This window comes from Pseudidiomarina tainanensis (assembly GCF_004214835.1).
GTDB lineage: Bacteria > Pseudomonadota > Gammaproteobacteria > Enterobacterales > Alteromonadaceae > Pseudidiomarina > Pseudidiomarina tainanensis.
In genome coordinates, this window is record NZ_PIQJ01000001.1 from 460,336 (window position 1) to 483,008 (window position 22,673).

At 48.2% G+C, this 22,673-nt stretch carries 20 protein-coding genes and 1 riboswitch; of the genes, 12 read left to right on the forward strand and 8 right to left on the reverse strand.

Going from position 1 to position 22,673, the window contains the following annotated elements:
- The first annotated feature begins 7 nt into the window (after nt 1–7).
- Together secA and mutT are read left to right on the forward strand one after the other, a co-directional pair.
- Nucleotides 8–2,707: a preprotein translocase subunit SecA gene (gene secA / locus CWI82_RS02295; protein ID WP_130202524.1), complete on the forward strand. Its 2,700-nt coding sequence runs from the start codon at nt 8–10 to the stop codon at nt 2,705–2,707.
- Entirely contained in the window at nt 2,694–3,104 is a 411-nt protein-coding gene (gene mutT, locus CWI82_RS02300; protein ID WP_092856504.1) for an 8-oxo-dGTP diphosphatase MutT, read from the forward strand. The genes secA and mutT overlap by 14 nt, the downstream gene beginning before the upstream one ends.
- 24 nt (nt 3,105–3,128) lie before the next feature.
- Here the strand turns inward: mutT and zapD are convergent, their stop codons facing one another.
- The 8 genes from zapD to CWI82_RS02340 form a co-directional block, all read right to left on the reverse strand.
- Nucleotides 3,129–3,893, reverse strand: a complete 765-nt coding sequence (gene zapD / locus CWI82_RS02305; RefSeq protein WP_165383862.1) for a cell division protein ZapD — start codon at nt 3,891–3,893, stop codon at nt 3,129–3,131.
- Between the two features lie 31 nt (nt 3,894–3,924).
- Nucleotides 3,925–4,536 (reverse strand): dephospho-CoA kinase, encoded by a 612-nt coding sequence (gene coaE, locus CWI82_RS02310; RefSeq protein WP_130202526.1) that lies wholly within the window; start codon nt 4,534–4,536, stop codon nt 3,925–3,927.
- Nucleotides 4,536–5,402 (reverse strand): prepilin peptidase, encoded by an 867-nt coding sequence (locus CWI82_RS02315; RefSeq protein ID WP_130202527.1) that lies wholly within the window; start codon nt 5,400–5,402, stop codon nt 4,536–4,538. The genes coaE and CWI82_RS02315 overlap by 1 nt, the downstream gene beginning before the upstream one ends.
- Before the next feature lies 1 nt (nt 5,403).
- On the reverse strand, nt 5,404–6,630 hold the full coding sequence (locus CWI82_RS02320; protein ID WP_130202528.1) for a type II secretion system F family protein: 1,227 nt from the start codon (nt 6,628–6,630) through the stop codon (nt 5,404–5,406).
- 31 nt (nt 6,631–6,661) lie between these two features.
- On the reverse strand, nt 6,662–8,359 hold the full coding sequence (gene pilB / locus CWI82_RS02325) for a type IV-A pilus assembly ATPase PilB (protein WP_130202529.1): 1,698 nt from the start codon (nt 8,357–8,359) through the stop codon (nt 6,662–6,664).
- A 92-nt stretch (nt 8,360–8,451) separates the two neighbouring features.
- Entirely contained in the window at nt 8,452–9,000 is a 549-nt protein-coding gene (locus tag CWI82_RS11525; RefSeq protein ID WP_130202530.1) for a pilin, read from the reverse strand.
- A 190-nt stretch (nt 9,001–9,190) separates the two neighbouring features.
- A riboswitch (cyclic di-GMP riboswitch) is annotated at nt 9,191–9,287 on the reverse strand.
- Between the two features lie 81 nt (nt 9,288–9,368).
- Nucleotides 9,369–10,235, reverse strand: a complete 867-nt coding sequence (gene nadC, locus CWI82_RS02335; RefSeq protein ID WP_130202531.1) for a carboxylating nicotinate-nucleotide diphosphorylase — start codon at nt 10,233–10,235, stop codon at nt 9,369–9,371.
- An 85-nt stretch (nt 10,236–10,320) separates the two neighbouring features.
- Nucleotides 10,321–10,950, reverse strand: a complete 630-nt coding sequence (locus CWI82_RS02340) for a hypothetical protein (protein WP_130202532.1) — start codon at nt 10,948–10,950, stop codon at nt 10,321–10,323.
- Nucleotides 10,951–11,123: 173 nt separating this feature from the next.
- Here CWI82_RS02340 and CWI82_RS02345 point away from each other — a divergent pair, with 173 nt between their 5' ends.
- The 10 genes from CWI82_RS02345 to CWI82_RS02390 all read left to right on the forward strand — a co-directional run bounded on the left by CWI82_RS02345 (nt 11,124) and on the right by CWI82_RS02390 (nt 22,637).
- Nucleotides 11,124–11,384, forward strand: coding sequence for a type II toxin-antitoxin system Phd/YefM family antitoxin (locus CWI82_RS02345; protein WP_130202533.1), 261 nt, complete (start codon nt 11,124–11,126; stop codon nt 11,382–11,384).
- Nucleotides 11,384–11,671 (forward strand): type II toxin-antitoxin system RelE/ParE family toxin, encoded by a 288-nt coding sequence (locus tag CWI82_RS11560; RefSeq protein ID WP_092856471.1) that lies wholly within the window; start codon nt 11,384–11,386, stop codon nt 11,669–11,671. The genes CWI82_RS02345 and CWI82_RS11560 overlap by 1 nt, the downstream gene beginning before the upstream one ends.
- A gap of 8 nt (nt 11,672–11,679) precedes the next feature.
- Nucleotides 11,680–12,228 carry a 1,6-anhydro-N-acetylmuramyl-L-alanine amidase AmpD gene (gene ampD / locus CWI82_RS02355; protein WP_130202534.1) on the forward strand — a complete coding sequence of 183 codons (549 nt, stop codon included), beginning with the start codon at nt 11,680–11,682 and terminating at the stop codon, nt 12,226–12,228.
- Nucleotides 12,229–12,230: 2 nt separating this feature from the next.
- Complete coding sequence (gene ampE, locus CWI82_RS02360; RefSeq protein ID WP_130202535.1) at nt 12,231–13,022, forward strand: regulatory signaling modulator protein AmpE; 792 nt, start codon at nt 12,231–12,233, stop codon at nt 13,020–13,022.
- Between the two features lie 213 nt (nt 13,023–13,235).
- Nucleotides 13,236–13,991, forward strand: coding sequence for a pyruvate dehydrogenase complex transcriptional repressor PdhR (pdhR, locus tag CWI82_RS02365; protein WP_092856462.1), 756 nt, complete (start codon nt 13,236–13,238; stop codon nt 13,989–13,991).
- Nucleotides 13,992–14,001: 10 nt separating this feature from the next.
- Complete coding sequence (gene aceE, locus CWI82_RS02370; RefSeq protein ID WP_130202536.1) at nt 14,002–16,671, forward strand: pyruvate dehydrogenase (acetyl-transferring), homodimeric type; 2,670 nt, start codon at nt 14,002–14,004, stop codon at nt 16,669–16,671.
- 21 nt (nt 16,672–16,692) lie between these two features.
- The gene (gene aceF / locus CWI82_RS02375) at nt 16,693–18,417 is read left to right on the forward strand and encodes a dihydrolipoyllysine-residue acetyltransferase (RefSeq protein ID WP_130202537.1); all 1,725 of its coding nucleotides are present in this window, start codon (nt 16,693–16,695) and stop codon (nt 18,415–18,417) included.
- An 83-nt stretch (nt 18,418–18,500) separates the two neighbouring features.
- Nucleotides 18,501–19,925 carry a dihydrolipoyl dehydrogenase gene (lpdA, locus tag CWI82_RS02380; protein WP_130202538.1) on the forward strand — a complete coding sequence of 475 codons (1,425 nt, stop codon included), beginning with the start codon at nt 18,501–18,503 and terminating at the stop codon, nt 19,923–19,925.
- 196 nt (nt 19,926–20,121) lie between these two features.
- Complete coding sequence (locus CWI82_RS02385; protein ID WP_130202539.1) at nt 20,122–22,194, forward strand: M13 family metallopeptidase; 2,073 nt, start codon at nt 20,122–20,124, stop codon at nt 22,192–22,194.
- 92 nt (nt 22,195–22,286) lie between these two features.
- Nucleotides 22,287–22,637 carry a hypothetical protein gene (locus tag CWI82_RS02390; RefSeq protein WP_130202540.1) on the forward strand — a complete coding sequence of 117 codons (351 nt, stop codon included), beginning with the start codon at nt 22,287–22,289 and terminating at the stop codon, nt 22,635–22,637.
- Nucleotides 22,638–22,673: the final 36 nt, after the last annotated feature.

Sequence of the window (22,673 nt, forward strand, 5' to 3'; positions counted from 1 at the left end):
GATTCACATGTTAGGTAGTATATTCCGCAAGGTATTTGGTAGCCGCAACGACCGTATTCTGAAAGGTTTGCAAAAGAAAGTTCAGCAAATCAACGCACTTGAGCCTGAATTTGAAGCGCTTAGCGACGAAGAACTCAAACAAAAAACCGTCGAGTTTAAGCAACGAATCGAGCAGGGTGAAAAACTCGATGATCTACTCGTTGAAGCGTTCGCGACAGTGCGTGAAGCATCGAAGCGTGTATTTAAAATGCGGCACTTCGATGTGCAATTGGTCGGCGGGATGATCTTAAACGACAACCGCATTGCTGAAATGCGTACCGGTGAGGGTAAAACGCTAACGGCAACTCTGCCAGCTTACCTAAACGCATTAAGCGGTAAGGGCGTGCACATTGTAACCGTCAACGATTACTTAGCACGCCGTGACGCCGAAACGAACCGCCCATTGTTTGAATTCCTTGGATTAACGGTTGATTTCAACATCCCAGGAATGAATCCAACCGATAAACGTGCCGCATACGCTGCCGACATTACTTACGGTACCAACAACGAATTCGGCTTCGACTACTTGCGTGACAACATGGCGTTTAGCCCGCAAGAGCGCGTTCAACGTGATTTAAATTATGCGATTGTGGATGAAGTTGACTCCATTTTAATTGACGAAGCGCGGACACCGCTGATTATCTCAGGTGCAGCTGAAGATAGTTCTGACATGTACATCAAGATGAACGAGATTGTTCCGCTGTTGGTGCGTCAGGAAAAAGAAGACACCGAAGAAGAGCGCGGCGACGGCGATTTCACAGTTGACGAAAAATCAAAGCAAGTACATATGACCGAACACGGTCAAGAACATGTCGAAGAGATTTTGAAAGAACGCGGTATGTTGGCTGAAGATGACTCGTTGTTCTCAGCGGCAAATATTACCTTATTGCACCATGTGAATGCCGCATTACGTGCGCATCACTTGTTCCAAAAAGATGTCGACTACATTGTCAAAGAAGACCAGATTGTGATTGTTGATGAACACACCGGTCGGACAATGGAAGGGCGCCGTTGGTCAGAGGGCTTGCACCAAGCCATTGAAGCCAAAGAAGGCGTGAAGATTCAAAACGAAAACCAAACGTTGGCATCGATTACGTTCCAGAACTACTTCCGCTTGTACACCAAGCTGGCAGGTATGACGGGTACGGCAGATACCGAAGCATTCGAATTCCAGTCGATTTACGGCTTAGAAACGGTGGTGATTCCAACCAACCGTCCAATGATCCGTGATGATCGCGCTGATTTAATCTTCATCACTGCCGAAGAAAAATATGAAGCGATAGTGGCTGATATTGAAGAGTGCCGTACTGCCAAGCGTCCGGTATTGGTCGGTACCATTTCGATTGAAAGCTCTGAGCTACTCTCGCGGTTGTTGAAGAAGAAAAAAATTCCGCATAACGTGTTGAATGCCAAGTTCCACGCGCGTGAAGCAGAAATTGTTGCGCAGGCAGGTTTGCCGGGCGCGGTAACGATTGCAACCAACATGGCGGGTCGTGGTACCGATATCGTGTTGGGTGGCAACTTGCAGACCGAAATTGCTGACATGAAAGACCCAACCCCAGAAAAAATCGAGCAAGCGAAGGCGGAGTGGCAGAAGCGCCACGATGCCGTTATCGAAGCGGGTGGTTTGCATATTATCGGTACCGAGCGCCATGAATCACGTCGTATCGATAACCAGCTTCGTGGTCGTTCTGGCCGTCAAGGTGACCCAGGCTCGTCACGTTTTTACTTGTCACTCGAAGATAGCTTGATGCGCATGTTCGCATCAGAGCGCATGGCGACCATGATGAAGCGTTTAGGCATGAAGCGCGGTGAAGCTATTGAGCACCCGTGGGTGAGCCGTGCGATTGAGAACGCGCAACGTAAAGTTGAAGGTCGAAACTTCGATATTCGTAAGCAATTGCTTGAATACGATGATGTTGCCAACGACCAACGTAAAGTGGTGTACGAGCAACGCAACGAGTTGCTTGATGAAGGCGATATTTCTGAAACCATTGAAGCCATTCGTGCAGACGTTATCGACCGTGTGATCAGTGAATACATTCCGCCACAGTCGTTGGTAGAAATGTGGGACATTGAAGGGCTTGAAGAGCGTTTACGTGCCGACTTCGCGTTACCGTTGCCGATTCAACAATGGTTGGATTCAGACGATAAATTGCATGAAGAAATCCTCCGTGAACGCATTCTTGATGAGCTCGTAAAAGCTTATAAAGACAAAGAAAAAATGGTTGGTGAGCAGGTGATTCGCCAGTTCGAGAAAACCATTATGTTGCAAAGCCTCGATATGCACTGGAAAGAGCACTTGGCGGCAATGGATCACTTGCGTCAAGGCATTCACCTACGCGGCTATGCACAGAAGAACCCAAAACAAGAATACAAGCGTGAAGCATTTGAGTTATTTGCTGAGATGTTAGAAGCGCTGAAACTTGAAGTAGTGACGATTCTGAGCAAAGTGCGCGTGCGTGCCGAAGAAGACGTGGAAGCTGTTGAAGCGAAGCGCCGTGCCGCAGAAGCAGCTCAGCAAAAAGAATATCAGCACGAAGGCGTGCCAACCAGCGGTGCTGAGCCATCACCACAGCAAGCCGCAGCGGCAGCTCAAGTGGGTCGTAACGATCCTTGCCCATGTGGTTCTGGTAAGAAATTTAAACAGTGCCATGGCCGCATCTAAGCGTATCCACGTCGCTGTCGGGGTGATTCAAAACCCTGACGGCGATGTGTTCATTAGTCGTCGTCACGCCCACCTTCACCAAGGTAACAAATGGGAATTTCCCGGCGGTAAAGTTGAAGCCGACGAGGATGTCTACCAAGCTCTTTGCCGTGAGTTACTTGAAGAGTGCAATATCACGGTTACGGCCGCTGCGCCATTTACTGCCATTAGCTTTGATTATCCAGATAAGCAGGTTTTGTTGGATGTGTGGGTGGTGACTGATTTTCAGGGTGCTGTTCGCCAACAAGAAGGTCAGGAATGGGCCTGGGTACCGTTGCATCAACTCGACGCTTATCCGTTTCCAGCCGCTAACCAGCCGATTATCGACCGATTGCTTGCGCAGAACGCGCGTTACTAATTCGAAAAAGTATAACTTAGGGTGTTATGGACACCGCGCAAGCTCAAAATCGACTTGTTCGTCGACGGATGCTTTGCCGTTGATAGGTTCATAGCGTAAAAAGCGAATACTGAAACGCTGTTTATGGCCTGAAATCACTGGATACGCCGCTAAGTCCGCAGGCACTCGAATACGCAATAGACTCAACGGCTCGGTACTTTCTTGTAATAAACCGTTTGGTGCACTTACCGGTTGAAACCGTGCCTGACCGCGCATCAACTCCAACTCTAATAGCAGACCATTCACCAAAATCTCAAGTTCAGACCACCAACGCGCGGCGTCTCCATCACGTACTTGCTGCGGTTGATGTAACCAAAAATGCAGCTGCGGCACATCAAAATTACAGGTGCCGCCCGGCATGGCAAAGCGTTGACGAATTGCACTGAGCAACCGATCTTGCTTGAGGTTGCTACCGACGCGATTGATGGGTTGAATCGCCTGCAAGGCGTGATTCACATGATTTGAAGTCTGCTCTAACGAATCCTGATTCACATCAGGGTGTTGCGCCCAAACTTTTAATTGCGCTTTGCGCCGCTCTAAATCTTTTTGTACGTCGGTGCGCACGTCACTGCGTTCACATAAATCGAGAATAGCGAAGAGCGCACTGAAATATCGGGTGTAGTTCTGTAACGTCACCGGGGTGTCCGGTTGTAAGGCTTGCAGGATATGTTCCAGGCGCAAATACGTACGCACCCGCTCCAAAAGCGGGTACTCGTAGACTATGGTTGCATGATTATTATTGTTATCCATCTGCACTATCATAGCCGCTTATTAAGAAGTTTCAATGAGTTGAGCGTTTCGCGAGTGCTAAACGTAGGTAAAGCTCGTGAAGTTTTTCGACTTGCGCAACCAATTGCGCTTCGTCAGCTTCATTATTAATAATATTATCAGCCGCCTGTAAGCGCTGTTCGCGCGAGGCCTGGGCGTTCATAATCGATTGCACTTGATCAGCGCTGACATCATCGCGTTGTTGCGTGCGTTCTAGTTGGGTCGCTTCACTTACATCCACAACCAATACCCGATCACACAGCTTCGTTAGACGGTTTTCGACCAATAGTGGTGCCGACAAGATCACATAAGGTGATTGCGCTTGCTGTAATTGTGTCAGAATTTGCTGCCGAATCAGCGGATGCGTGAGTTCATTGAGCCATTGTTTGTCTTCAGGGTGTTGAAAAATCCGCTCACGCAGCCAGGCACGATTTAAGGTGCCGTCCTCGAACAATGCTTGCTGACCATAACGGTCACTCACTGCGGCGAGTGCTTCACCACCTTTATCCATAATATGACGAGCGATAACATCGGCATCCACGACAACAATGTCGTGCTGCTGAAATAAATTAGTGACCGTGGTTTTCCCACTACCAATGCCACCTGTAACACCAACCACGAACATTAACGTGTAACCCAGTTGAGATAACTGGTCATGAGGGGCTCACCCCAAAGCATCGCAATCACGCCGCCGCAAATCAAAAATGGACCAAACGGGATCGGCTGACCTTGTTTGTTGCGGTTGATGCTCTGCCACACGATTCCAATCACGGCGCCGCTGGCAGCGGCCGCAATAATCGTGACCGGCAGCAATTGATAGCCATGCCACGCGCCAAATGCAGCTAAGAGCTTAAAATCGCCGTAACCCATACCTTCCTTGCCAGTCAGCAGTTTAAAGCCCCAGTAGACGCTCCACAGCGCTAAATAGCCCGCCATTGCACCGATCACGGCATCTTTTAATGGAAGGTGGCCGCTGTAGATAGCAAACCCAAGCCCTGTCCATAGCATCAAGTAGGTCATTTGGTCCGGCAATAGCATGTGGTCGGCATCAATAAAGAACATGCTGATCAGCAGGCAAGCGAGGAATAAATAAACGAAAGTCGTGAATGTGAAGCCGAGGTTCCACACGACAACCGCAAAAATCATGCCTGTTAAGAGTTCAATCGCCGGATAACGCGCCGAGATGTGTACGCCACAACTGCGACACTTTGCCTTTAACAGCAACCAGCTAATAACGGGGATATTGTCATACCATTTAATCGCCGCTTGGCACTTCGGACAATGCGAGTTTGGTTTGGCGAGGTTAAAGGTTTCATGCGGCGGTGGCTCAACGCCATTCACTTCTGCGCACTCTCGCTGCCACTGGCGTTGCATCATGACCGGAAAACGGCCAATGACCACATTTAAGAAGCTGCCCACAACAAGCCCGAGCAACAAACCGAAAACCGTGACCCACCAAGTTTGCGCCGGGTAATCGACAATAAATTCCATGTTAACTAACCACCTTACCGAGCGAGAAGATTGGCAAGTACATGGCCACGATCAAGCCACCCACGAGCACACCAATGACGACCATGATCATCGGCTCGAGTAGGGCGGTTAAGTTATCCACGAGGTCATCTACTTCGCGCTCATAGATACTCGCAACTTTCGCTAACATATCGTCGAGTGAGCCGGATTCTTCACCAATGAATACCATCTGTTCGGCAAGCGTTGGGAACAAATCTTGGGATTGCATCGCGGTATTCATTTGCATACCTGTGGTGACTTCTTCACGAATTCGGAAAATGGCATCGCGGTAAACAGCGTTGCCTGACGCACCGGCCGCAGATTCAAGCGCATTAATTAATGGCACACCAGCGGCGAACGTCGTCGACAATGTTCGAGCAAACCGCGCGACGGCGGCCTTATTGAGAATCTCTTTAATGACAGGGATCTTCAGCGAGTAGGCGTCGACTTTATCGCGTAACTTTTGACTCTTCGAATATGCCCGCTTAAACAACCAACCAGCAACCACGAATCCTGCAGCAACGTACATAAAGTACGCTTGTACGATTTCCGAGAGCGTTACCACGAACTGTGTCATCGCGGGTAACTCAGCACCGAAATCTTTAAATACAGCTTCGAATTGCGGTACCACGAAAACTAACAAGATGATGGTAACTACCAGCGCAACGACAATAACCGACGCCGGATATACTAAGGCCTTCTTAATTTTCGCTTTAAGCGCTTCGGATTTTTCACGATAAGTCGCTATACGATCAAAAATGGTTTCCAGTGAGCCAGAGTCTTCGCCTGACTCCACGAGGTCACAATAGAGCGTATCGAAAATGGCAGGGTGCTTACGTAGTGCCGATGCCAGCGGAGAACCCGCTCCAACGTCGTTGGCAATGGTCAGCATGAGATCCCGAATCTTTGGGTTTTCGACCCCTTTGGCGACCATCTCCAATGACTGCAGAAGCGGGACGCCAGCACTTAACATAGTCGCGATTTGACGAGTAAAAAGCGCAATGTCACCGCCGGTAATTTTCTTATTACCGAACAGCGATTTGCCTTTTTTCTTGACGGTTTTTGGGGTGACGCCTTGATCACGCAGTTTGGCGCGGACATGTTTATCGTTGTCGGCACGCATCAAACCTTTGACACGTTGGCCGCGTTTGTTGATGCCGGTCCAGGCAAACTCGGAAATTTCTTTGATGGCTTGCGGCTTTTTGGCCATGACAGCACCTTTATTATTCTGATTATTTTAATTAGAAGTTGGTGACACGGTTGGCTTCCGCCAGGCTAATGGTACCTTTTAAAACTTTGAGCAACGCCGACTGACGCAATGAATTAATGCCATCGCGCCGTGCTTGTTTCGCAATCTCTAACGATGAAGCTCCCTGCATTATAAGATCAGCGATGCTATCTGTAATGGGCATAACCTCGTATACACCTGTACGACCTTTATACCCGCCGGTGCACTGATCGCAACCGACCGCCTTAAATATTTTCGCAGTCTTTACCTGTTCTTCTGAAAAGCCTTGGCGCAACATTTCTTCTTTCGGCAATTTTTCTTCGTCTTTGCAGGTGTTACATAAACGACGAGCAAGGCGCTGCGCAATGATTAATGTGACTGAACCAGCAATGTTGTACGACGGCACGCCCATGTTCATCAAACGTGTTAAGGTTTCTGCGGCCGAGTTGGTGTGGAGGGTAGAGAGTACTAAGTGACCCGTTTGTGCCGCTTTAATCGCAATTTCCGCGGTTTCTAAGTCACGAATCTCACCCACCATGACCACGTCCGGGTCTTGTCGTAAGAACGAGCGCAACGCGTCGGCGAAGGTTAAACCAGCCTTCACGTTAATCTGCACTTGGTTGATACCCATCAAGTTGATTTCCACCGGGTCTTCCGCGGTAGAAATATTGCGCTCCGGGGTATTTAAGATGTTCAAACCGGTATATAGCGAAACGGTTTTACCAGAACCAGTCGGACCGGTGACCAGAATCATGCCCTGCGGTTTTTCCAACGCCTCTTCATAAAGCTCTTGCTGATCAGGCTCATAACCAAGTGATTCAATCCCAATCATGGCCGCCGCAGCATCAAGTATCCGCAGTACAATTTTTTCACCATACAGCGTTGGTAGGGTACTCACCCGGAAATCAATCGCTTTGTGCTTCGATAACTTGAGTTTGATACGACCATCTTGCGGTAAGCGCCGTTCCGCGATATCAAGTTGTGACATAACTTTTAAACGCGCCGCGATACGTCCCGCCAGCTGTACCGGCGGCTTAGCAATTTCATGGAGTACGCCGTCGATACGAAATCGTACGCGATATTCCTGTTCGTACGGTTCGAAGTGCAAATCTGATGCGCCGCGTTTAATCGCATCCAAGAGCATTTTGTTGATGTAGATGACAATCGGCGCATCGTTCTTAGTATCCGCCGAAACGGCACCGGTGTCATCTTGACGCTCGCTTTCAGCGTCAATATCCCGCAACTCTTGTTCATCTTCTGCGGTAACGCCCAATGCCGAGGAGTCATTTTCGAGAACGCTATCAATGAGTTTTTGGAGCTTGCTCTCTTCCACCAATACCGCTTCTGCTTGCATGCGGGTACGAAACTGGAATTCATCAAGCGTTTCAATGCGGGTTGGATCCGAAACTGCGACGTACAGCACGTTGCCGCGCATATACAGCGGAATCGCGTGATTCTTGCGAATTAATCGTTCATTAATAAATTCTTGTGGAATGTAATCTGGATTAAAGGCGTCGAGATCGAGCCAAGGGGCGTTTGATTCGAGATAACAAAAATTGGCGAGTTCGCTTGGCGAAATAAGCTTCTGGTCAATTAAGCACGCACTAAACGGAAGTTTATTTTCCCAAGCATACTCACTGCATTTGGTGAGCTTATCTTCAGGGATTAATTTATCACGCAGCAACAGCGCCGCGAGGGAGTGATGCAGCATGATTTACCTTATCTGAATATTTAAAAGTTGGCTCCCTAGGGAGCCAACTGAGCAACTTTCAATCTTGAGATAAAAAATGTCAAATTAAAAAGTTAACCTGCTGGAACTGTGGTTGCCACAGCTTCACCCGTACAGCCATCTACACGAGAATTGCCTTCTGCGTCGTAGTCTGAACAAGTGATGTCCCAAGACATATTACCACCGACCAATTTTGGCGTAAGATTTACAACAATATATGAGCCGTCAGTATCGGTAGCATCTAATTCAGCAATAATACCTGTCACATCATCGGTACCTTCCGCAGTTCCGTCTCCATCAGCGTCAACTGGGACTTGCGCAGTTGCAACTGTTGCAGTGCGAACACCCGTTACTGATACGGTCGTACCATCTAAATCTATACGGCCCGGAATTCCGTCTTGACCAGCAGTACTGCAGTTATCTGCGTCAAAGATTCCACGCTTTTGATAACACATAGCAATACCGGTTTTATATGATGCAAGTGCAGCCATTCCTGTACCAGCTTTAGCACGCTGGGTGTAGTCGCTGTACATAGGAATTGCTACAGCAGCCAAGATACCGATAATCGCAACAACGATCATCAATTCGATTAAGGTAAAACCTTTTTGTACTTGCGCTTTCATGAAATATCTCCCGAAAGTAATTTCAACTTATTTAGTTATTGTAGTTGTTAAAAAGTAGCATCCAGATGCAATTCAGCACTTGGATGGCCGCTTTTAACGACCACTACAAGTCTTCTGCATCAGCCGAAAGAACAAGTGGTATTTGCTTTGTCGACTTGTATCGGAAAGCTACTTCATCCACCAGACTTTAGCCTGCAGCCCCGCTATCCGCTGGAAATTTATATAGCATCCCAGTTGGACCGGAGGTTTTGCGTCACCACCTCTCGGTGGCTTTGCCTTTTAAAGCATGCCTGGCCCCTAAGCCCATTTCTGGTGCTTAGTTGCGCATTGCATGTAAAACATAGCAGATGATTTAAATTCGTCAATAGCTAAAGTTTTTGAAATCTTAAAGAAAGGTCAACGGCCTGTATATTTTTTGTTAGAGCGCCGGATGAAATGTAATCAACGCCGGTTAAGGCCAGTTCTTTCAAACGCTTATCCGTTATGTTGCCGGACACTTCTAAGCGGGTCTGACCTGTACGTTGTTCTACTGCGGTGTAAATATCATGTAAAGGGAAATTATCGAGCATAATGATGTCTGCCCCTGCTTGCAGAGCATCTTGATATTCGTCTAAATTTTCGACTTCCACTTCGACGGGCTTGCCCGGATTTAGTTCGCGAGCTTTACGTATTGCTTGCACTATACCGCCACAGGCCATGATGTGGTTTTCTTTAATCAGGTAGGCATCGTACAGGCCAATCCGGTGATTAAAGCCGCCACCACAGACCACGGCGTACTTTAATGCGGTGCGTAAACCAGGAATTGTTTTGCGGGTATCTAACAGGCGCGTATCACTGCCTTCTAGGTGGCGAACATAATGTGCCGTAGTCGTGGCAACACCAGACAAGGTCTGTAGAAAGTTCAAAGCGGTACGTTCACCGGTTAAGATCACTTGGGCTGTACCTTCAAGCTCGCATAGTACCGTATCGGCATCAACAGCATCACCATCGGCAACATGCCAAGTGACCGCAACGGCGTCGCCAAGTTGTTTGAATACTTCATTGACCCACTCGACACCACACACCACAGCATCTTCTCGGGTAATCACAGTGGCTCGAGCCTGTTCCGTTGCTGGAATCAATTGCGCGGTAATATCTAATTCGGCACTTAAGCCGTTTAAATCTTCCTGCAAGGCGCGTTGCACCATTTGCTCACGATCAGATGCTAAAAGAGTAGAGTCGACTCGAGTGTCCATCGGTGTGCCTTCATATATATGTAGCGAATTCAAAAATTGAGCTTATTGTAGGGCGACCAGCCTCTTCTCACAAGGCGCTTCGTGATTATTCACGCATACTTAGAATTTCTCGGGTTTCTAACAAATACAGTTCAAACAATTTGTAATGCGTACTATTGAGTATTTGCGTGACATTAACGCGTGACTTATTGAGTTTGGTTGCTAAAGCCTGATGGGTCATTGGCATAAATCGCAGATAGTAACTAAGCACTTGCGCTTGCGTTGTTGTTAAGGCTGTAAGTAACGCATCGGCGAATTTGGTTGTCAGAGATAATCGCTCATTTAGGTCGTTGTTTTCAGTTTGAATACACAAACGTTCTTTTTTAATTGTTCTCAACGCTTTTTCAGCAAGCTTTTCAGCGCGGTGTTTACTCGTCGTGTACTCGCTAGCATCTTGAGTTACAACGCCCACGCCAATGCGTACATCCCAATCTTCCCGTTGCTGCTTGGATTTAAGAAACAAGCGTAGCAATAACGCAATTGTTACGGCTTGCTCGGCGTGCTCGGTTTCGATAACGAAGCGACTCCCTCGAAAAACTTCATATGAAAGTGGGATATAGTCATGAATCAGCCTCAACCCAAGCTCAATATGCGCACCGAGATGTCGGCGGCTATCAGCGCTTTGATTAGGAGATTCAACGATATCTCCCATTAACGCAGCAAATTGAGCAGGCATGTGATGAGTTCCTTAGATAATAAAGCAAGGCAATAAAGTAATTAAATATAATTACATCGAAAAAAGTAATCAAATTAAATTACCTAAAAGTATCTTACTATCAAAATTTAAAGTGGAATAGCTTGATGAAATGGACTAATTTAATTAAATCGTTCGATTTAATCGGAGTTAATATGAAGACGGTCACCGCCAATGAAGCGAAAACGCATTTCGGCGAACTCATCATGAGTGTGCAGAGCGCTCCCGTAAGAATAAATAAGAACGGTAAGCCAGTTGCTGTGATGATGTCAGTTGAAGAATATGAATTAATTGAGCACATGAAGCTCGAAGCACTGAAAGCAAGGCTGAAAGCGTCTGAAGAGCAAGCGCGAGCAGGTCTGCTTCACGATGGAGAAACTGTATTCACGGATATACTCGCTGGTAAATATGACTGATGCTTGATTATAAATTTACGCCGTTAGCACTAGATGACCTTGTGGAAATTCGGGAGTATACAGTTGGTCGATGGGGAGTATTAAAAGCGAATGATTACATTGAACAAATCGAATCGACAATAAAGCTATTATGTGAATTTCCTCAACTAGGGAAACTGAATATAAATTTAGATTCTAAATATCAGAGTTATCCATTTGAGAGTCATATAATTTTTTACATGGTTGAGCAAAACACCATAGTCATTCACGGAATAATACATCAACGTATGCTGCCAACGAGGCTTTGAGATGTTCTATGATTAACAACGGCTGGTTAAAACAAGCAACCAAGCGCGAATCACCGCATGCCGACGAGCGTCCTGATCCAGAAGATATTAACTTGCTGGTGGTGCATGGAATCAGTTTGCCAGCCGGGGAGTTTGGTGGGCCGTATATTGATGACCTATTTATGGGTACGCTCGATACGACCGCCCATCCAGATTTCAGCATACTTGAAGGCCTACGCGTTTCCGCCCACTGCCTAATTAGACGCGACGGCGAGCTCTTACAATACGTCCCATTTCATCGTCGTGCATGGCATGCGGGTCGCTCGCAATATTGCGGTCGCCGCCATTGTAATGATTTTAGTATTGGCATTGAGCTTGAGGGAACCGACGAGCAGCCGTACACTAAAGCACAATATCAGCGTTTAGCGGAAGTGGTCGAACAACTCTTGCAGCACTACCCAGCGTTAACGCGGCATCGTATAGTAGGGCACCAACATATTGCGCCGGTGCGCAAGACCGACCCAGGCCCAGCATTTGATTGGTCATACTTCAAACAACTTGTTAGCGAAAAGGTATAAGCATGTACTTGTTGGCAATATTGCTTGCGTATTCATTAGAACGAACGCTCGAGATTACTCGCAACCTGCACTGGCGCCGTATTATTCTGCGCTGGCAACACTGGCAACACTGGCAAGTACGCAATACCAAGTTGGAAGACTGGCGCCAGCATGATCTCGGATACGTGCTCTGGGCGATTATCCCTGCGTTGCTTATTGGATTTGTTCTCCTCCTGCTCGACAACGTTCTGCTTACGTTTTTAGTCAGCAGCGCCGGACTACTCAGTGCTATTCAAGCACCCGCCGCACGCGCAGCATACAAAGCCTATCTGCAAGCAGAGCAAGACGAAGATGGCGCAGAACAAGCAAAGCAACTGAGATTGCTGCAACAAGCATCAGGCCGCAACGAAGCTGCACCGGTCGAACACCTACTCTTGTGGATACACTTGCGCCATTACTTTGCGGTGATGATTTATTTCGTGTTACTTGGCGTAGCTGGCGCGCTGGTGTACGCCACACTGCGCGACATGCGTCACCCACATAATTCGCGCTGGCAATTAGTCAATCAACTGATTGATTGGTTACCAACACGCTTGATGACCTTAGGCTTCTTACTTGTCGGCAATTTCTCAAAAGCAATGGCAACGTGGCTCAACTCCATCGGCAATAAACCACAAAATAACTTTATTGCACTGACCAAAGTTGCAGAGCTTGCCGAGGACCTCACTGCTCCGACCACTACCGCGCTTGTGAAGCGTAACTTCTTGTTATATATCGTTTTCGTTGCGTTATTGACGATTGGCGGCTGGCTCTAAGCGGAATCTGTTTGGCTTTTCTACGCCACTGATCTAAAATGCTGGTCTATTGGTATGACCAAAAACCAACAAGAGCGATATTAGCTATTGGATATTAGATATTAGCTCCGACGTATCGGGCATTTGTTGTTTGTCTAATATCCAATAGCAAATATCGAAGTGGCTCTTCGAATATCTAATATCTAATAGCTAATATCGGGTTTGACGTTAACTATGACTTTCCAGCGCATACAGCAAACCAAACTATCCGACGTCATCATGGACCGCATTGAAGGCATGATCGTCGACGGCACGCTCGAAGCAGGAGCGCGGCTCCCGTCTGAGCGCGATTTAGCCGCGCAATTCTCGGTATCGCGGCCAAGCCTGCGCGAAGCTATTCAAAAACTCGAAGCCCGCGGCTTAGTTGAGCGACGTCAAGGTGGCGGCACCTACGTGTGCGATAACATGCAAGAGCGTGTTGCTGAACCTTTGCTAGACTTACTGGCGCAACATCCGGAATCACAATTTGATTTGCTTGAGTTTCGTCATGCGCTTGAAGGTATCTCGTCGTATTATGCCGCCATGCGCGGCACTGCCGCAGATATTGAAGCAATTGCTGCGGCGTTTGAGGCATTACAAAAGGACCCAGGTGGGGAGCTTGCCGCACAGGCGCAGGCACTGACCGAATTCAATTTGCGTATTACCGAAGCGTCACACAATGTGATCCTATTGCACTTGGTACGCAGTATGCTGCCACTGTTGCAGAAAAATATTCAGCAAAACCTGCATGACCTCGCGCACAAGCCCGGGGTCATGCAGCAGTTACATGAACATCGGCAGCAAATTGTTGCTGCCATCACGGCTGGTGAACCCGAACAAGCGCGTGAAGCTTGTCATCAGTTGCTAGCCTATATTGAACATGCGTTGCTCGCCTCGAACCGTGAACAGTCGCGGATTCAGCGGTCGCTACGCCGAACTCAGCAAGGGTAAGGACAGAAGTATGACTGACCATTTAAAAGACGACATCGACCCGCAAGAAACGCGCGAGTGGCTTGAAGCTCTCGAGGTCGTGTTGGAAGAAGACGGCCCAGAACGTGGCCATTTCTTGCTCGAAAGCTTAATTGAAAAAGCTCGCCGTAGCGGTGCGTATCTACCATTTAATGCAACCACGGCTTACCTCAACACGATTCCGGCCAGCCAAGAGCCGGAAATGCCAGGTAACCGCACCATCGAACATCGCATTCGTTCGGCGATTCGTTGGAACGCATTGGCGATGGTTTTGCGGGCTTCGAAGAAAGATCTAGAGCTTGGCGGTCATATCTCCAGCTTCGCGTCATCAGCCATGCTGTACGATGTTGGTTTCAACCACTTTTTCCGTGCGCCAACCGAGCAAGACGGCGGTGACTATCTATACATTCAAGGTCACGCATGTCCAGGTATCTATGCGCGCGCATTCTTGGAAGGCCGTATTAGCGAAGACCAATTAAACAATTTCCGTCAAGAAGTGGATGGCAACGGTATTCCTTCATACCCACACCCGCACTTGATGCCTGATTTCTGGCAGTTCCCAACAGTATCTATGGGTTTGGGCCCAATGCAGGCGATTTACCAAGCACGTTACTTGAAGTACCTCACTGATCGCGGCATCAAAGATTGCTCAAATCAGCGCGTGTACTGTTTCTTAGGTGATGGTGAGGTGGATGAACCGGAAAGCTTGGGTGCAATTGGCTTAGCAACCCGCGAAGGTTTGGATAACCTGACCTTCATCGTGAACTGTAACTTGCAGCGCTTAGACGGTCCGGTACGTGGTAACGGCAAGATCATTCAAGAGCTTGAAGGCACGTTCCGTGGCGCGGGCTGGGAAGTAATTAAAGTGATTTGGGGCCGCTATTGGGATCCTCTCCTGTATCGCGATACCGAAGGTAAACTTGCCGACATCATGCAAAGCAGCGTTGACGGTGAATATCAGAACTACAAAGCGAAAGGTGGTGCGTATACCCGTGAGCACTTCTTCGGTAAAACGGAAGAAACCAAAGCCATGGTCGCGAACCTCACCGACGAGGATATCTGGCGCTTAAACCGCGGTGGTCACGATCCAATGAAAGTGTACGCTGCTTATCACAAAGCGGTGAACACCAAAGGTCGTCCGCAGGTCATCTTAGCGAAAACCGTCAAAGGTTACGGTATGGGTGCCGCTGGTGAAGGTAAAAACATTGCGCACCAAGTGAAGAAAATGGATATGGAAGCGATCAAACACTTCCGCGACCGCTTTAACATTCCAATTAAAGACAGCGAGCTTGAAGACATTCCGTTCTACAAGTTCCCTGAAGACAGCGAAGAAATGAAGTATATGCGCGAGCGCCGTGAGTCGCTTGGCGGCTTTATGCCGAAGCGTCTACCGCAAACGACGGTTGAGCTTGAAATTCCTTCGTTGAAAGCATTTGAGGCAGTGACCAAAGGTTCTGGTGAGCGTGAAATCTCAAGCACCATGGCGTTTGTTCGTGTTCTCACAGCGTTGTTAAAAGACAAGAAAATTGGTCAGCGTATTGTGCCGATTATCCCTGACGAAGCACGTACCTTTGGTATGGAAGGTTTGTTCCGTCAAGTAGGTATCTACTCGAGTCAAGGTCAGAAATACGAACCACAAGACTCTGATCAAGTTGCTTATTACCGTGAAGATAAAAAAGGCCAAGTACTGCAAGAAGGTATCAATGAGCTAGGCGCCATGGCGTCGTGGGTGGCGGCCGCAACCAGCTACTCGACCAACAATGAGCCGATGATTCCGTTCTATATTTATTACTCGATGTTTGGTTTCCAACGTGTGGGTGACTTGGTATGGGCGGCAGGCGATAGCCAAGCGCGCGGTTTCTTGGTCGGCGGTACGGCTGGACGCACGACCCTAAACGGCGAAGGTTTGCAGCACCAAGACGGTAGCAGTCATATCTTGTTCAACACCGTGCCAAACTGCATCACGTATGACCCAACGTATGGTTATGAAGTGGCAGTGATTGTTCAAGACGGCTTACGTCGTATGTATGGTGAGCAAGAGAACGTGTTCTATTACATCACCGTGATGAATGAGAACTACCAACAGCCAGAAATGCCAGAGGGCGTGGAAGAGGGAATCCTCAAAGGCTTATACGAGTTCGAAACGCACAAAGCGAAAAGTGCCAAGGGTGAAGTTCAGTTGTTAGGCTCGGGTACTATTTTGCAACAAGTACGCGAAGCGGCGAAATTATTAGCCGATGACTTCGGTATTACTGCGAAGGTCTACAGTGCGACGTCATTCAACGAATTGGCGCGCGATGGCTATGACGTTGAGCGTTACAACATGCTCAACCCAGGTAAGAAGCAGAAAACCGCTTATGTCACTGATGTATTGAGCAAGGCGAAAGGCCCAACGATTGCCGCAACGGATTACATGAAACAGTACGCTGACCAGATCCGTGCATGGGTACCAACACCATATCGTGTATTGGGTACAGATGGCTTCGGGCGCTCAGATAGCCGCGATAATTTACGTCGTCACTTTGAAGTGAATGCACATTACATTGCAGTAGCTGCGTTGACTGAGCTGGCGAAAGCGGGCGATATCGATGCCAAGGTAGTGGAAAAAGCTATCAAAGACTTCGGCATTGATACGAACAAAATCAACCCACTGTACGCGTAAGCAACGGGAGCGGAGGCAATAATGGCAGATTTAAAAGAAGTAAAAGCCCCCGATGTGGGCGGTGATGAAGTTGAAGTCATCGAGATATTAGTTAGCAAAGGCGATAGCCTTGAAGCAGAAGACTCGCTGATTACCGTTGAGAGCGATAAGGCGTCGATGGATATCCCGGCGCCATTTGCTGGCGTCGTCGCTGAAATGAAAGTCAAAGTGGGCGACAAAATCAAAGAAGGCGACCTGTTGGCGATGTTCGAAGCAGCGCAGGAGTCTGACGCAGTAGATGAAACGGTGTCTGACGCCGCGTCAGCGGGGTCTGACACCCAACCTACTGGCTCAGCAGACGAAGATGAATCACCTAGCGCAGCAGAGTCATCAAACAAAGACAAGCCAGCAGGCGGCGAGAAGAAAGTGATAGAAGTCACAGTCCCTGACATCGGCGAAGATGGCGAAGTCGACGTGATCGAAGTGTTGGTGAGTGAAGGCGACGAAATCAACGCTGAAGACGGTTTGATCACTCTTGAAACCGACAAGGCAACGATGGACGTACCAAGCCCAGAAGCGGGTGTGGTGAAGTCAGTGGAAGTCAAAGTCGGCGACAAAGTTAAACAAGGCTCACTCGTTGTGATGCTCGAAGTATCCGCCGCTCCGGTGTCTGACGCCGCGCCAGCGGGGTCTGACACCCAATCTACCGGCTCAGCAGACGAAGAAAAGTCACCAGCTAAAGCTGAGGCATCCAACGACGGCAAAGACCCCGACAAATCCGCCGAGCGTAAACCTCCGGTTCCTGATCACCCGCTCGACAAAAAATCGAAAGCGGAAGGCTTGGCCTATGCATCGCCTGCTGTGCGCCGGTTGGCTCATGAGTTTGGTGTTAACTTAAACCAAGTGAAAGGCTCAGGTCGCAAAGAACGCATCTTGAAAGAAGACGTGCAAGAGTACGTGAAGTATGAATTGTCACGCCCGAAAGCAACAGCTTCTAGTGGTGTCGCTCAAGGTGCTGGCGGCTTACAAGTGATTGCGCCACCGAAAGTGGACTTCAGCAAGTTTGGTGAAATTGAAGAAGTGCCATTAACGCGCATCCAGAAGATTTCAGGCCCGAATCTGCACCGCAACTGGGTGACGATTCCACATGTCACGCAATTTGATGAAGCGGATATCACTGAGCTTGAAGCCTTCCGTAAGCAGGAAAACGAGCTGCAAGCGAAGAAAAAAGACGGTGTGAAGATCACCCCGTTAGTATTCATTATGAAAGCGGTTGCCAAAGCATTGCGCGAGTATCCGGTATTCAATTCGTCGCTGGCGGACGATGGCGAACACCTGATCATGAAGAAATACGTGCACATCGGTATTGCGGTCGATACGCCAAATGGCTTGGTGGTTCCAGTGATTCGTGATGTCGATAAGAAGGGCATCTATGAATTGTCGGACGAACTCCTTGAAATCAGTGCGAAAGCGCGTGACGGCAAGCTGAAAGCGCAAGACATGCAAGGCGGTTGTTTCTCAATTTCTAGCCTTGGCGGCATTGGCGGTACAGCCTTTACGCCGATTGTGAATGCGCCTGATGTCGCAATTTTGGGTGTATCGAAGAGTGAGATGAAGCCGAAATGGAATGGCAAAGACTTCGAGCCACGCTTGATGTTGCCATTGAGCTTAAGCTACGACCATCGTGTCATTGACGGTGCCGTAGCCGCGCGATTTAGTGTGTACTTGAGCGCAGTGCTTTCTGACATTCGCAAATTAGTTCTATAAATTAAACAAATCGTGCCGGGGCTGTTATAATCAGCCCCAACGTTTTTACCGAAGAGTTTTTACCGAATTCTAACGAGGTTGATATGAGCAAAGAAGTGAAGGCCCAAGTTGTCGTTCTCGGTGGCGGCCCAGGTGGTTACTCGGCAGCGTTTCGTGCTGCTGACTTAGGTTTAGAAACCGTATTGGTTGAGCGCTACAGCACCTTAGGCGGCGTTTGTTTGAACGTCGGTTGTATTCCTTCGAAAGCATTGTTGCACATTGCCAAGCATATTGAAGATGCGAAGCACATGGGCGCTGAAGGTGTCGAATTCGGCGAACCAAAAATCGACCTCGACAAAATTCGTTCTCATAAAGAAAAAGTTATCGGTCAGTTAACCGGTGGCTTAGGTCAAATGTCGAAAATGCGTAAAGTGAAAGTTGTGAATGGCGTTGGCGAATTCGCGAGCGACAAACAACTGAAAGTAAAAGACGCAGAAGGCAACGAAACCGTGGTGAACTTCGAGCACGCGATTATCGCCGCTGGTTCACAATCGATTAAATTACCATTCGTACCGCACGACGATGAGCGTATTTGGGATTCAACGGATGCGTTAGAATTACCATTTGTTCCAGGTCGTATGTTGATTTTGGGCGGCGGTATCATCGGTTTAGAAATGGGCTGTGTATACAGCGCACTAGGTGCGAAAGTTGACGTAGTCGAAATGACCGAGCAGCTGATTCCACCAGCTGATAAAGACATTATCAAAGCATTCACCAAGTCGATTTCGAAGAAGTTCGACAACATCATGTTGAACACCAAAGCGGCGAAAGTAGAAGCTAAGAAAGACGGCATTCACGTGACCTTCGAAGGCGACAAAGCTCCAGAGAAGCCAGTGAAGTATGACGCGGTATTGGTTGCCGTAGGTCGTGCACCAAACGGTAAGAAACTTGGCGCAGAAAATGCTGGCGTGAATGTGACTGACCGTGGCTTCATTGAAGTTGACAACCAAATGCGCACCAACGTGAAGAACATCTTCGCGATCGGTGACATCGTTGGTCAACCAATGTTGGCGCACAAAGCGGTTCACGAAGGCCACGTTGCTGCCGAAGTCATTGCCGGTAAGAAACACTTCTTCGATCCGAAAGTGATTCCTTCAATTGCTTATACTGATCCAGAAGTGGCATGGGCAGGTTTGACCGAGAAAGAAGCGAAAGAGCAAGGCGTCGAGTACGAAGCAGCCGTATTCCCATGGTCAGCTTCTGGCCGTGCGATTGCGCAAGGCGCAACGGACGGCTTCACCAAGTTGTTGTTCGATAAAAACAACCGCATCATCGGTGGTGCTATCGTTGGTTCAAACGCGGGTGAGTTACTCGGCGAAATCTGCTTGGCCATCGAAATGGGCTGCGACGCAGAAGACATTGCGCTGACCATTCACGCGCACCCAACCCTACACGAATCAGTAGGTTTGGCCGCTGAAGTGTTCGAAGGCTCAATCACCGACCTCCCGAACAAAAAAGCGAAAAAGTAGTTAATACCAAAACCCCGTGACTCACCTCACGGGGTTTTTTCTTTCCCTTCCCGAAACAATTTGCGACAAAAAATCCGGCAGCTGCGGTACTTAGCATAGCTTTTGTGTTGTACACAAAAGGCGCATGGCTTAAGGTAGAAAGGTTATTAGAGATTTACTGACAAAGCGATTGGTCAATAAGATAAACGGGGAACCTATGAATAAAGTAAGTACTATTGCGCTGAGCGTTGCGCTCGCGTTAGGCGTAGCTGCATGCTCGCCACAACAAACCACCGAACAACAAAACCAACAAGCCAAGCAAGAGCAACCACAGCAGCAACTGACTTCAGGCTTGCGTCTAGACGCTTTTAATACCGACGTACGCCCACAAGACGATCTGTTCCAATTCGTGAATGGTACCTGGTATGAAAATACTGAAATACCAGCCGACAAATCACGTATCGGCTCGTTCCTTGAATTGCGTGAGCGTAATCAAGAACGTCTACGTACACTGATTGAAACCGCGTCAGCTCAAGAAGCGGAAGAGGGCTCAAATGCTCAAAAAATCGGTGACTTCTTCAACAGCTATATGGACGTCGAAAAGTTAAATAGCCTGGGTTACACGCCAATCGCAGCAGACTTGCAAGCCATTGCACAAGTTGAAACTCATGCCGATGTCGTTGAACGCTTCGCTGAGCTGGCGAAAATTGGCGTCAGTGGTCCATTTGGCTTCTATGTTTACGGCGACAAGAAAAACCCTGATTACAATGCACTGTATATGGGTCAGTCAGGTTTGAGCTTGCCAGACCGCGATTACTATCTCAAAGACGAAGAGAAATTCGTTGAGATTCGTAACGCTTATAAAGCCTACATCAAAGATATTTTGGCGTTGGTGGATTACGAAGAAGCCGAAGCAGCAGCGGATGCGATTTTAGAACTCGAAACCAAAATTGCTCAAGCACATTGGAGCCGCGTGCAAAGTCGCGACGCAGAAGCGACCTATAATCCAAAATCAACCGACGAAATGGTTGCGTTGATGGGTAGTTTTGATTTCCCAACCTACGCAAAAATCACCGGTATTGACGTTGCTGACCAATACATTGTGTCTCAGTTGAGCTACTTTGAAACATTTGGCGACATGTTCGACGATGTGAGCGTTGAAACGTGGAAGCATTACATGACATTGCGCACAGTGAACCGCTTTGCGTCAATGCTCACTGAAGAAATCAACGATCGTAACTTCGCATTCTACGGCAAAGTACTCCGTGGTACGCCAGAGCAAGAGCCGCGCTGGAAACGTGGTGTAGACGCAACCGATAACGCATTAGGCGAAGTGTTGGGTCAGTTATACGTTGCAGAATACTTCCCGCCGGCAGCCAAAGCGCGCATGGAAGAGTTGGTCGACAACTTGATTGTGGCTTATGGCGAGTCGATTAAAGATCTTGAATGGATGTCTGACGAGACCAAAGAAAAAGCGCTCGAAAAACTCAGCAAGTTTACCCCATATGTGGGCTATCCGAGCGAATGGCGCGATTATTCAGGCTTGGTTGTTTCTGACGATAACTTGGTCGAAAACGTGAAGCGTTCGTACGCGTTTGACTACCAAGAGAATATCGCTGAAATTGGCCAGCCGGTTAAAGAAGAAGACTGGGGTATGACACCACAGACCGTGAACGCGTATTACAGCCCAGTGCGTAATGAAATTGTGTTCCCGGCAGGTATCTTGCAACCGCCATTCTTTGACATGAATGCTGAAGACGCTGTGAACTACGGCGGTATCGGTGCGGTTATCGGTCACGAACTAGGCCATGGTTTTGATGACCAAGGTTCGAAGTATGACGGCGACGGTAACTTGAATAGCTGGTGGACTGACGGCGACCGCGAAGCATTTGATGCGCGTGGCTCACAATTAGCTGCTCAGTATGATAGCTATGAAGTGATTCCAGAAACCTTCATCAACGGTAAATTGACCTTGGGTGAGAATATTGGTGACTTGGCTGGTTTAACCATTGCCTATCGTGCTTATGTCAATTCATTGAACGGCAAAGAATCGCCAGTCATGGACGGCTTTACCGGTGAGCAACGCGTATTCTTAGGCTGGGCACAAGTATGGAAAAACAAAGCACGTGACGAATTCGTTCGTAACCAAGTGCTGAGCGATCCGCACTCACCAGCAGACTATCGCGTTAACGGTACTGTCGTTAACATTCCAGCGTTTTACGAAGCCTTTGATGTGAAGCCAGGCGATGAGTTGTACTTACCGCCAGAAGAGCGCGTTACCATTTGGTAAGGCAAGTTGGCTAATTAAGTGCAAAACCCACTTCTGGTAATTACCCCAGAAGTGGGTTTATACTATCTGCCATGCAAATATTGTTGAAACTGATGATTATTGTAAGCTTATTGCTGGCGCCGTTTTCGGGGCAAGCATGGGAAGCTATGCCAGTAACGCCAGATCAGCACATGCAACATCAAATATCTGATCAAGACATGGAAGGCACTCATGCCAATCACGATTGTTGCGATACTGAAAAGGCACAAGTTTCAGCAAACCCTCACACCAACTGCGATAACAGTTGCGGTGATTGTCAGCATCACTGTAGCTCTTCAGCCAGTGGTTTGATTACCGCGATTCAATTACAAACTAACCTAAGTATTTTCGAGCAATGGCCAAGCCTGCAAGCTGTGCCGTTGTCGCGTCAAGAAGGCCAACTGCGCCCTCCAATGTCTGCCTAATTAAAACTCGTTGCAACGCAAGCACCGATGCTTGTG